This is a genomic window from Ectopseudomonas khazarica (assembly GCF_004521985.1).
GTDB classification, from domain to species: Bacteria; Pseudomonadota; Gammaproteobacteria; order Pseudomonadales; family Pseudomonadaceae; genus Aquipseudomonas; species Aquipseudomonas khazarica.
Window position 1 is genome coordinate 22,570 of sequence record NZ_SBHZ01000029.1, and the last position, 10,362, is coordinate 32,931.

Annotated in this window: 11 protein-coding genes; 4 read left to right on the forward strand and 7 right to left on the reverse strand. The window is 67.0% G+C overall.

Annotated elements, in window-relative coordinates; genetic code table 11:
• Positions 1 to 59: 59 nt before the first annotated feature.
• Entirely contained in the window at positions 60 to 386 is a 327-nt protein-coding gene (locus tag EPK82_RS24215) for an antibiotic biosynthesis monooxygenase family protein (protein WP_134678300.1), read from the reverse strand.
• Positions 383 to 1,120, reverse strand: coding sequence for a CTP synthase C-terminal region-related (seleno)protein (locus EPK82_RS24220; protein ID WP_134678301.1), 738 nt, complete (start codon positions 1,118 to 1,120; stop codon positions 383 to 385). Before EPK82_RS24220 ends, EPK82_RS24215 begins: the two co-directional genes overlap by 4 nt.
• A 95-nt stretch (positions 1,121 to 1,215) precedes the next feature.
• On the opposite strand from EPK82_RS24220, the gene EPK82_RS24225 reads away from it, so the two are divergent.
• A complete protein-coding gene (locus EPK82_RS24225) occupies positions 1,216 to 2,079 on the forward strand; it encodes a LysR family transcriptional regulator (protein ID WP_037056919.1) in 864 nt (287 codons plus the stop codon).
• Positions 2,080 to 2,503: 424 nt separating this feature from the next.
• Here EPK82_RS24225 and EPK82_RS24230 read toward each other — a convergent pair whose 3' ends face one another.
• The 5 genes from EPK82_RS24230 to EPK82_RS24250 all read right to left on the reverse strand — a co-directional run bounded on the left by EPK82_RS24230 (position 2,504) and on the right by EPK82_RS24250 (position 6,928).
• Positions 2,504 to 4,285 (reverse strand): ABC transporter ATP-binding protein, encoded by a 1,782-nt coding sequence (locus EPK82_RS24230; protein ID WP_134678302.1) that lies wholly within the window; start codon positions 4,283 to 4,285, stop codon positions 2,504 to 2,506.
• Positions 4,278 to 4,910: a DsbA family protein gene (locus EPK82_RS24235; RefSeq protein WP_037056925.1), complete on the reverse strand. Its 633-nt coding sequence runs from the start codon at positions 4,908 to 4,910 to the stop codon at positions 4,278 to 4,280. Before EPK82_RS24235 ends, EPK82_RS24230 begins: the two co-directional genes overlap by 8 nt.
• A gap of 3 nt (positions 4,911 to 4,913) precedes the next feature.
• Positions 4,914 to 5,852 carry an oxygen-dependent tRNA uridine(34) hydroxylase TrhO gene (gene trhO, locus EPK82_RS24240; RefSeq protein ID WP_047587840.1) on the reverse strand — a complete coding sequence of 313 codons (939 nt, stop codon included), beginning with the start codon at positions 5,850 to 5,852 and terminating at the stop codon, positions 4,914 to 4,916.
• A gap of 273 nt (positions 5,853 to 6,125) precedes the next feature.
• On the reverse strand, positions 6,126 to 6,419 hold the full coding sequence (locus EPK82_RS24245; RefSeq protein ID WP_037056937.1) for a BolA family protein: 294 nt from the start codon (positions 6,417 to 6,419) through the stop codon (positions 6,126 to 6,128).
• A gap of 11 nt (positions 6,420 to 6,430) precedes the next feature.
• A complete protein-coding gene (locus EPK82_RS24250) occupies positions 6,431 to 6,928 on the reverse strand; it encodes a DUF2059 domain-containing protein (RefSeq protein ID WP_047587844.1) in 498 nt (165 codons plus the stop codon).
• 277 nt (positions 6,929 to 7,205) lie between these two features.
• Here EPK82_RS24250 and EPK82_RS24255 point away from each other — a divergent pair, with 277 nt between their 5' ends.
• The 3 genes from EPK82_RS24255 to EPK82_RS24265 all read left to right on the forward strand — a co-directional run bounded on the left by EPK82_RS24255 (position 7,206) and on the right by EPK82_RS24265 (position 10,306).
• Positions 7,206 to 8,216, forward strand: a complete 1,011-nt coding sequence (locus tag EPK82_RS24255) for a DUF2804 domain-containing protein (RefSeq protein ID WP_134678303.1) — start codon at positions 7,206 to 7,208, stop codon at positions 8,214 to 8,216.
• Between the two features lie 85 nt (positions 8,217 to 8,301).
• Complete coding sequence (locus EPK82_RS24260; RefSeq protein WP_037056931.1) at positions 8,302 to 9,696, forward strand: class II fumarate hydratase; 1,395 nt, start codon at positions 8,302 to 8,304, stop codon at positions 9,694 to 9,696.
• Positions 9,689 to 10,306 carry an NAD(P)H-dependent oxidoreductase gene (locus EPK82_RS24265; protein WP_134678304.1) on the forward strand — a complete coding sequence of 206 codons (618 nt, stop codon included), beginning with the start codon at positions 9,689 to 9,691 and terminating at the stop codon, positions 10,304 to 10,306. The genes EPK82_RS24260 and EPK82_RS24265 overlap by 8 nt, the downstream gene beginning before the upstream one ends.
• Positions 10,307 to 10,362: the final 56 nt, after the last annotated feature.

The following is a 10,362-nucleotide window of genomic DNA, read 5'->3' on the forward strand; positions in this document are numbered from 1 at the left end:
CAGCCCCGCAAAACGTAAGCTTTTCTTTACAGCGTGGTGAGTGGGCTTGCCGCTGGCCGTCAGTCCGGGCGCGCGAAAGCGTAGGCGCGCTCCACCTTGGCCACGCGCGTGACGAAAGCCGAGTACCAGGTGCTGCGTCCCTGCTCGCGGACCTGCGTGTGTTCGGCCTGCTCGCGCCAGGCGCGAATGGCCTCCTCGCTCTGCCAGTACGACAGGGTGATCCCCAGCCCGTCGCTGCGCGCCGACTCCACGCCGAGAAAGCCAGGCTGCCGGGCGGCCAGTTCGAGCATGCGCTGCGCCGCCTCGGCGTAGCCGGCATCGACCGGCGTCCGCTGCGAGGTGAACATCACCACGTAATAAGGTGGCTCCGGCGTGGCCGCGATCACGAAGCCTGCTCCAGATGGGCCTCGTGCACCGATTGCACGGCACAGGCCCCGACCAGCCCGGCCACCAGCGGCGGCAGGCGCCCTTGCAGCGCGGCCCGCTCGGGCTGGAACAGGGTCGCGATGAAGAACGGATGGTCCTCCAGCTCGATGGCGCGCACCGCCCCCGCCTCGTCATGCCCGGAGGCCTTCAGCGCCTGCGCCATCAGCGGCTCGACGAAGGCATCGACCAGGCCATAACGGCACAGGTACTGCTCGCTGATTTCGCGCACACCGTACAGCTCGGCGATACGCGATCCCGAAACCAGGTGCACACGCTCGCTGACATCCTGCAGGGCACAGGCCAGCGGCGCGATCAATGGCGTCTGCGCCTGCGGCGACAGCTCGGCGTGTTCGGCATCCGCCCAGCCCAGGCGATTGCGCGCGTATTCGAGCAGCGCATGCTGGAAACCGCCGCAGGTGCCGAGGAACGGTACGCCCTGCTCACGGGCGAAGCGGATCGCACGCAATGCCCCATCGGCACTGACATAGGGGCTGCCCGGTACGCACCAGATGCCGTCATAGGTCATCAGGGCCGCATCGTCGACGATGCTGTCGGTGCCCAGCCAATCGTGTTCGACCGCCACGCCCAGGGCTTCGGCAGCTAGCCGCAGCGCCTCGGGAATGGCCCGGTGCGCGGTGATCGCCGCATTGAATTCACCCACCAGGGCGACCCTGACTCGACACTTGCTGTACATGCGCATCTCCCCCTCTTGCATGGCGGTTTACCTGCCACTATAAGAGGGCGCTTACGCAATAATAATTGGCAAACTGACAAGCAGGAATTGCAGCGATGCAATATCAGATCGACCACGCCGACCTTTCCCTGGTACTCGCCCTGGTGCGTGGCCGCTCCCTGGCCCGTGCCGCCGAACTGCTGCAGGTGGACGTCTCGACGGTGTTTCGCGCCGTACGGCGCCTGGAGGCCGCACTGGGCGTGGCGCTGTTCGAGAAAAGCCGGCGCGGCTACGAGCCCAGCGAGACCGCGCGGGCCCTGGCCGAGCAGGCCGAGCACGCCGAACAGGCACTGGACGCCGCCCGCGTGGCCCTGGAACAGGGCAAGCACGTGGTCAGTGGCACGGTGCGCCTGACCTGCACCGACGCGGTCCTGAGCAGCCTGCTGCTGCCGGCACTGGCGCGCTTCATGCCCAACTACCCGGCGCTGTCGCTGGAGCTGGTGACCTCCAACGACTTCGCCAACCTGAGCAGGCGCGATGCCGACCTGGCGCTGCGCCTGACCAACCAGCCACCGGAGCACCTGGTTGGCCGGCGGCTGGCGAAGGTGTCCTACGTGGTCTGCGCACGTGACGACGGGCAGGACCGCAGCGACCTGGCGCGGCAGAGCTGGATCGCCCCGGACGAGTCGATGCCGGACCACGCCACCGTGCTCTGGCGCCTGCGCGAGTTGCCCGGGGTCATGCCCAGCTACCGCTGCAGCAGCATGTACGCCGTGTCTCAGCTGACCCGTGCCGGGCTCGGCGTTGCCGCCCTGCCCGACTTCGTCCTGCGCAGCCAGCCCGACCTGCGGGCGCTCAGCGAACCCCTGGCCGGCTGCGACACCGAACTCTGGCTGCTGACCCGCCCCGACTGCCGCGCCTTGCGCTCGGTGCAGACGCTGTTCGAGGAGCTGGGCAAGGCGCTGAAGAGCAGCGCCTGAGACAAGCACTCACAGATACCCGCCTCACGGGCCCCCACGTGGGAGGGGCTTCAGCCGCGACAGGCCAGTGCCTGCAGGTATCTGCCTGCACCGCACCCCGGATGCAATCTGCGGGGATCGGGTGCGCAAAAGAGCATCGCGGCTGAAGCCGCTCCTACGACGCTACTGAACGAAACAGAGCAGCCGTACACCCCATGTGGGAGGGGCTTCAGCCGCGACAGGTCAGTGCCCGCGGGTATCTGCCCGCACGGCACCCCGGATTGCATCCGGGCTACGTGATTCGAGCCGCGCTGTAGCCCGGATGAAATCCGGGGCCTCAGTGGCAGCGGTCAGTCAACATCGCCCATCTGCAGGAGCGGCTGGGTGGCATTCCGCTGCAGCCACGAAGACCTGCTTGCAGCGCCGCGCCAAAGCCCCTGCCGGCTCAGCCCTGCTGCAGGTGCCCGTACAGCTTGGCGTACAGCCCGCCCTCGGCGATCAGTTGCTGGTGGTCGCCATCCTCGGCGATGCTGCCGCCATCGAACACCAGCACGCGGTCGGCCTGCTTCACCGCACTCAGGCGGTGGGCAATGATCAGCGTGGTGCGCCCCTCGAGGAACTGCGCCAGGGCTTCGTGCAGGGCATATTCGGTCGCGGCGTCCAGCGCCGAGGTGGCTTCGTCGAGAATCACCACCTTGGGCTCGGCCAGCACCATGCGGGCAATCGCCAGGCGCTGGCGCTGCCCGCCGGACAGGCGCACGCCGCTGCGCCCGACCACGCTGTCGAGGCCCTGCGGCAGCAGCGCGATGGTGTCGGCCAGCTGGGCGATACGCAGCGCCTGCCAGCAGGCTTCGTCGCTGCGCTCGCGACCCATCGTCAGGTTGGCGCGCACCGTATCGTTGAACAGCGCCGGATGCTGCAGCACCACGGCGACGTTGTCGCGCACGCAATCCAGGCCGATTTCCTCCAGGCTGCTGCCGCCGAAGCGAATGGTGCCGGCCTGCGCCGTGTACAGGCCGAGCAGCAGCTGCACCAGGGTGCTCTTGCCGCCGCCCGAGGCACCGACGATGGCCACCTTCTCGCCGGGGCCGATGGACAGGTCGAGACGGTCCAGCACCGGCTCGTCACCATAGGCGAAGGTCAGCCCCTGCACCTCGATGCCGACGGTGTCGCGGCCCTTGAACGGGTCGACCTGGCCGACGTACTGCGGCTCGTCCTGGCGCGCCAGCAGCTCGTTGATGCGCGTCAGCGCACCGCCCGCGGCATAGAAGGCGTACTGCAGGCTGAGCAGCTGCTCGACCGGGCCGATCATGAACCACAGGTAGCTGAACACGGCGAGCATCTGGCCGATGGACAGGTCGGAGAACAGCACGGTGAGCATCGCCGCCGCGCGGAACACATCGATACCGAACTGGAACAGCAGGCCACTGGCGCGGCTGGACGCATCGCTCTTCCACTGCGAGGCCACGGCATAGTCACGCACCTCGCGGGCACGGCCGCCGAGACGCCCGAGGAAATACCCCTGGCGGTTGCCGGCGCGCACTTCCTGAATCGCCTCCAGGGTTTCGGTCAGCGCCTGGGTGAAGCGCGAGGTGCTGTCGTTCTCCAGTTTCTTCAGGTGCTTGACGCGCTTGCCCAGCAGCACCGTGGCGTAGATCACCAGCGGGTTGAACAGGAGGATCAGCAGCGCCAGCTGCCAGTGCATCCAGATGAGGATGGCCGACGTGCCGAGCAGGGTCAGCATCGCCACCAGAAAGCGGCTCAGGGTCTCGCCGACGAACTTGTCCAGGGTGTCCAGGTCGGTGACCAGGTGGGTGGTCACGGTGCCGCCGCCCAGACTCTCGTACTCGCCGAGGGAAATGCGCTTGAGGCGCTCGATCAGGCGCACGCGGATGCGATAGACGATGTCCTTCGACAACCTGGCGAACAGGCGCGCCTGCAACACGTTGAAGATCAGCGCGGAGCTGCGCAGCAGCAGGGTCAGCAACAGCATCAGGCCGATGTAGCCGGCCGCCGTTTCCCAGCCGGCCGGCAGGTAACGGTCCATCACCTGGAGCGCGGCGTTGCCATCATGCAGCAGCACTTCGTCGACCAGCAGCGGCAACAACAGGGGAATCGGTACGCTGCACAGGGTCGCCAGCACCGCCACCAGGTTGGCCAGCAGCAGCGCCTTCTTGTGACGCAGGGCCAGGCGCCGAATCTGCGCCCAGCTCAACCTATCAGGCATGGCCGGCACGCTCCAGCCAGCGTCCCAGCAGGGGTGACAGGGCGTCCAGCGGCTGATAACCGTTGGTCAGCAGCGCCAGCTGGCCGTCGCGCTCGGCGAGCAGGGTGGGAAAGCCGGCGATGCCGAGGTCCTGCACCCAGGTGAAGTCGGCCAGGGTGGCATCGTGCATCGCCTGGCTGTCGAACGCCTCGGCGAATTCGATGCGCGGGATGCCCGCCTGCTCCGCCAGTTGCACCAGCACGCCGGCCTGGGTGACATCGGCACCCTCGGTGTAGAAGGCCTGCTGGATCAGCTTGAGCAGTGTCCAGGCACTGTCCGCATCCAGGCTGCGTGCGGTGACCAGGGCGCGACAGGCCGGTTCGGTGTCGTACACCAGGCCCTCCGGCAGGCCGCGCTCGAAGTCGAACAGCTGCCCGGTGCTGGCATTGACCGCCTGCCAGTACCCCAGGTAACGCACCCGCGCTGCCGCATCGACCGCAATCTGGTCGCGCCGCAGGCCACCCACCACGATCTGCAGCGCCACACCGGCTGCGGCGGCCTGCTCGGCAAGCGCTTCGGCGACGGGCGCAAAGCCCCAGCACCAGGAACACATCGGGTCCATCACGTAGAGCAGGCGGCTGGTCATGCATCAGGCCTCGTTCAGTTGGCGGGGGTCTCGGCCAATCGGGTGTGGCTGGTTACGCTGACGCGCCAGCTCGATCTGCTTCTGCCGCTCGCGCGCGCCTTCACGGGTCTTCTCCGGCAGCGAGTCCCAGCAATGCGGGCAACTGACGCCAGGGCTGTAGAACTCGGACTGGCGCTCTTCCACGGAAATCGGCGTGCGGCAGGCATGGCACTGATCGTAGTCGCCTTCCGACAGGTCGTGGCGCACGGTCACGCGGTTGTCGAAGACGAAGCAGTCGCCCTGCCACTTGGTCTCTTCCTGCGGTACGTCCTCGAGGTATTTGAGGATGCCGCCCTTGAGGTGGTAGACCTCCTCGAAACCTTCGCCGAGCATGTAGCTGGAGGCCTTCTCGCAGCGGATGCCGCCGGTGCAGAACATCGCCACCTTCTTGTGCTTGCTCGGGTCGAAGTGCTGGCGGATGTACTCGGGAAACTCGCGGAACGTCTTGGTCCTGGGGTCGATAGCCCCTTCGAAGGTGCCGATCGACACCTCGTAGTCGTTGCGCGTATCGATCAGCAGCACCTCGGGGTCGCTGATCAGGGCATTCCAGTCCTTGGCCTCGACGTAGGTACCGACACGCTGGTTGGGATCGACGCCCGGCACACCGAGGGTGACGATCTCCTTCTTCAGCTTGACCTTGGTGCGATAGAACGGCTGTTCGTCGCAGTAGGATTCCTTGTGATCGATATCGGCCAGGCGGGCATCCTGGCGGAACCAGGCGAGCAGCGCGTCGATGGCCGCGCGGGTGCCGGAAACGGTGCCGTTGATGCCCTCTTCGGCGAGCAGCAGGGTGCCCTTGATGCCATTGTCGAGCAGGGTTTGCAGCAGGGGCTCGCGCAGCGCCTGATAATCCGCCAGGGAGACGAATTTATACAGCGCCGCCACGACGATCTTGTCAGTCATGAACAGTTCTCTCAGTAGTCGCCCACGTAAAGGGCGGACCGGGTGACATGAAAAACGCCGGCATGGGCCGGCGCGGGGGCGATTGTAACAAAGCGGCCAATCAGCGGGGCAAGTTGGCGACAGGGCGCGACAGCCTGCCGCGTAGCCGGATGCAATCCGGAAATGCTCGCCGCCCCGGATTGCGTCTTCGGCTAGGCCGGCATTGACCTGATTGAGCGCAGCGCCACCCGGGCAATCTGCGGCAATGCTGCTGCAGGGTTCAGCCGGGCCAGGTCAATGCCCCCCGCGGCAGGTTGGTGAAGCGGGCGCCGTGCCCTGCGCGGCCCACTCCTCCGGGGTGTAGGTGTGCAGCGCCAGGGCGTGGATCTGGCCCATCAGCTCACCGACCGTGGCATAGACCTTCTGATGCCGCTTGACCGCGTTCAACCCGGCGAACGCCGGGCTGACGATCACCGCCTTGTAGTGGGTTTCCAGGCCACGGCTGTGCATGTGGCTCTCGTCCAGCACCTCGAGGTGCTCGGGCTGCAGCCCGGCCAGGGCGGTGACGATCAGGTCTTGCTTGGACATCTTGGGCTCCATCAGGGCTGTTTCGGCAGGCCGAGCTCGTTGCTCATGTCGGCCAGCAGCTTGTTCACTTCAGGCACGGCGGTTTCCAGCTTGCCCTGGGTGATCTGTGCCGATTGCGCCGTCAGCATCGGCATCTTCTGCAACACCTTCTGCCCCAGCGGCGACTCGTAGAAGCGGATCAGCTCCTTGAGCTCCTTCTCGTCGAAGTTGCTGGTGTAGAGCTTGACCATGTCCGGCTTCAGCTTGTCCCAGCCCACGGCCTTGTCCAGTGCGGCATTGGCCTTGGCCTGGTAGCTCTCCAGCACGGCCTGCTTGCCTTCCGGCGCCTGGGCGAAACGCTGGGCGAACATCTGCTGCACCTGGCCATACACCGGCACGGTCAGCTTGTCAGCGTGGGCCAGCTTGAGGAAGCGCTCGGCATCGGCGGCATGGCTGGCGGCATCGGCCATGGCCAGGGACGAGCCGGCGGCGAGCAGTACGGCGGCACACAACTGGTGGAAACGGGGCATGAGAGGTTCCAACGGTGATGAATGAGTCTGGGTAGACTACGGTGCCGGCATTTTGTGCCCTGCGCCGATTTCGCTCAAGCGTCGCGAACTGTGCGCTGGCTCACAGCCGTGTTGCCCACCGGCGCACCCACTGGTCAGTTGCCAAAGTGCCAGTACTTGCTCATGCTTGGGCAGGCTCGGCATTCTGTCTGCCTCCAGCCATTATCTCCAGCAAGGCGTGCGCACTCCTCGACACGGCAATTGATCGCCAGCCCGCGCACAAACATGGATGTGCTCGATGAACAGCTTCGCCTCACATGCGCCCTTTCGGCTCCAGCCGCTCTGCGACAGCAAGGGCAAACTGCTGGACGAAGCCATTGGCTGGTCCAATCGCCCCCTCGTCGACTGCGCCCTGCGTGGTCATGCCGGACGGCGCAAGCGCTGGAATCACTGGTGCATCACCACCCCGCAGTGGATGCTCTCGCTGACCCTGGCCGATCTCGACTACCTCGGCTACGGCGCCGCCTACTTCCTCGACCTGGAAAGCGGCCAGGCAGTCGCCCACACCCAGCTCCGCCCCTTCGCCCTCGGTTGCCAGCTGCCCGACCTGCCCCTGGAAAGCCACTCCTTCAGCCACTCCCGGCTGCAGCTGCGCATCGATGAGCACTCCGGCCGCCTGCGCCTGACGGCTGCGGCGCCCGATATCGGTGGCCAGCCCATGCAGGTGGCGCTGGATATCCAGCGCCCGGCTCACCTGGAATCGGTCAACCTGGTCGCGCCCATGCAGAATGGCGGCTTCCACGCCACCAGCCGGCAACTGGGACTGCCCACCGCCGGCAGCCTGCAGCTGGGGCGCAAGCACTACAGCTGTACGCCGGGGCAGAGTTTTGCCGCCCTCGATTTCGGCCGTGGCGTCTGGCCGTTGAACAGCTACTGGCAACGCGCCGCGTTCGCCGCCGCTGGCGGCATCGCCGGCAACTTCGGCTCGGGCTGGCTGGAGCACAGCGGCCTGTCGGAAAACTCGCTGTGGTTCGGCGGCGAAGTGCAGCAACTGGGCAGCACGATGCATATCGAGCGGACCTCGCACGCGCCCCTCACCCCCTGGCGCCTGGACAGCGAAGACGACCGCGTATCCCTGCGCTTCGCTCCACGCCAGCTGCACAAGGCCTGCCCCAAGATCGGCCCGTTCCATGCCAACACCGTCCAGCACTTCGGTCATTTCACCGGCGTGCTGCGCGGCCCCAAGGGCGAGCGGGTACCGGTGGACGGCGCGCTGGGCTGGCTGGGAGAGACTCACGCCCGCTGGTAATCGGGGCGATAGAGAAGTTGCGGAACCAGTCTCCGGCAGCGCGACCTAAACTGCCAGCACCCTCGCATTTGCCCCGGAGAACGCCATGAGCCGCACCGAAACCGACAGCATCGGCCCCATCGAAGTCCCCACCGACGCCTACTGGGGCGCGCAGACCCAACGCTCGCTGATCAACTTCGCCATTGGCCAGGAGCGCATGCCGCTGGCCGTGCTGCACGCCCTGGCCCTGATCAAGAAGGCCGCTGCGCGGGTCAACAGCCGCAACGGCGAACTGCCAGCCGACATCGCCCGGCTGATCGAGCAGGCGGCCGACGAAGTGCTCGAAGGCCAGCACGACGCGCAGTTCCCGCTGGTGGTCTGGCAGACCGGCAGCGGCACGCAGAGCAACATGAACGTCAACGAGGTGATCGCCGGCCGCGCCAACGAACTGGCTGGCGGCCAGCGCGGCGGCAAGACCCCGGTGCACCCCAACGATCACGTCAATCGCGCGCAGAGTTCCAACGACTGCTTCCCCACCGCCATGCACATCGCCGCGGTGCAGGACGTTCGCCATTGCCTGCTGCCGGCCCTGGCCGAACTGCGCGACGGCCTGCAGGAGCAGGCGCAGCGCCACGCCAGCCTGGTCAAGACCGGGCGCACGCACATGATGGACGCCACGCCGATCACCTTCGGCCAGGAGCTGTCCGCCTTCGTCGCCCAGCTCGGCCACGCCGAGGCCGCCATCCGCGCGGCGCTGCCTGCGGTGTGCGAACTGGCCCAGGGCGGCACCGCCGTCGGCACCGGCCTGAATGCCCCGGCCGGCTTCGCCGAGGCGATGGCCGCCGAACTGGCGGCGCTGTCCGGCATGCCGCTGACCAGCGCCCCGAACAAGTTCGCCGCCCTCGCCGGCCATGAGCCGCTGGTGCAGCTTTCCGGCGCGCTGAAGACCCTGGCCGTGGCCCTGATGAAGCTGGCCAACGACCTGCGCCTGCTGGGTTCCGGACCGCGCGCCGGTCTCGCCGAGGTGCGCCTGCCCGCCAACGAACCGGGCAGCTCGATCATGCCCGGCAAGGTCAACCCGACCCAGTGCGAGGCGCTGTCGATGCTCGCCTGCCAGGTGCTGGGCAACGACAGCACCATCAGCTTCGCTGCCAGCCAGGGTCATCTGCAGCTCAACGTGTTCAAGCCGGTGATCATCCACAACCTGCTGCAGTCGATCCGCCTGCTGGCCGACGGCTGCCGCAACTTCCAGCAGCACTGTGTCGCCGACCTGCAGCCGGACGCCGCGCAGATGGCCGCCCACCTGGAGAACGGCCTGATGCTGGTCACCGCGCTCAACCCGCACATCGGCTACGACAAGGCCGCCGAGATCGCCAAGAAGGCCTACAACGAAGGCAGCACGCTGCGCCAGGCCGCGCTGCAGCTCGGCTACCTGAACGACGAGCAGTTCGACCAGTGGGTACGCCCACAGGACATGCTCGGAGCCGGCTGGCATGAGTGAGGGCAAGAGCGGCGCAACGCCGCTGGAAGGAGACGGCAAGCGCATCCTGCTGATTCTCGGCTCGCCGAAGCAGGACAGCCTCTGCCACGCCCTGGCCGAGGCATTCAGCCACGGCGCACGCGGCAAGGGACACGTGGTGCGCCAGCTCAGGCTCGGGGAAATGCAGTTCGACCCGATACTGCGTGACGGCTATGACCAGAGCCAGAACCTGGAACCGGACCTGCTCGAAGCGCAGCGCCTGATCCACTGGGCCGAACACCTGGTGTTCGTCTACCCCGTCTGGTGGGGTGGCGTGCCGGCCTTGCTCAAGGGCTTCTTCGACCGCGTGTTCCTGCCCGGCTTCGCCTTCAGGTATCGCAATCGCTCGCAGCTCTGGGACAAGCTGCTCAGCGGACGCAGCGCCGACCTGCTGGTGACCATGGACACGCCGCGCTGGTACTTCCGCTGGATCTACGGCGCCCCGGCGCATCGGCAGATGGTGCGCACCATTCTCGGTTTCTGCGGCATCAGGACCCGTCGCCTGAGCGAGTTCGCCCCGGTGCGGCCATCCACCGAAGAGCAGCGCCAGGGCTGGCTGCGCAAGGCCGAAATGCTGGGCGCCCGAACCTAGGGTGGATGACGCTTCACCCATCCACCACAGCGCTTCGCTGCCGGACACCCATACCC

What these genes read in the sequence shown, in the direction of transcription:
- EPK82_RS24245 (WP_037056937.1), bottom strand. Translation starts at nt 6,419, where the DNA reads ATGTCCAAGCAAGACCTGATCGTCACCGCCCTGGCCGGGCTGCAGCCC.
- EPK82_RS24260 (WP_037056931.1), top strand. Translation starts at nt 8,302, where the DNA reads ATGAGCCGCACCGAAACCGACAGCATCGGCCCCATCGAAGTCCCCACC.
- EPK82_RS24220 (WP_134678301.1), bottom strand. Translation starts at nt 1,120, where the DNA reads ATGTACAGCAAGTGTCGAGTCAGGGTCGCCCTGGTGGGTGAATTCAAT.
- EPK82_RS24235 (WP_037056925.1), bottom strand. Translation starts at nt 4,910, where the DNA reads ATGACCAGCCGCCTGCTCTACGTGATGGACCCGATGTGTTCCTGGTGC.
- EPK82_RS24225 (WP_037056919.1), top strand. Translation starts at nt 1,216, where the DNA reads ATGCAATATCAGATCGACCACGCCGACCTTTCCCTGGTACTCGCCCTG.
- EPK82_RS24265 (WP_134678304.1), top strand. Translation starts at nt 9,689, where the DNA reads ATGAGTGAGGGCAAGAGCGGCGCAACGCCGCTGGAAGGAGACGGCAAG.
- EPK82_RS24250 (WP_047587844.1), bottom strand. Translation starts at nt 6,928, where the DNA reads ATGCCCCGTTTCCACCAGTTGTGTGCCGCCGTACTGCTCGCCGCCGGC.
- EPK82_RS24255 (WP_134678303.1), top strand. Translation starts at nt 7,206, where the DNA reads ATGAACAGCTTCGCCTCACATGCGCCCTTTCGGCTCCAGCCGCTCTGC.
- trhO (WP_047587840.1), bottom strand. Translation starts at nt 5,852, where the DNA reads ATGACTGACAAGATCGTCGTGGCGGCGCTGTATAAATTCGTCTCCCTG.
- EPK82_RS24230 (WP_134678302.1), bottom strand. Translation starts at nt 4,285, where the DNA reads ATGCCTGATAGGTTGAGCTGGGCGCAGATTCGGCGCCTGGCCCTGCGT.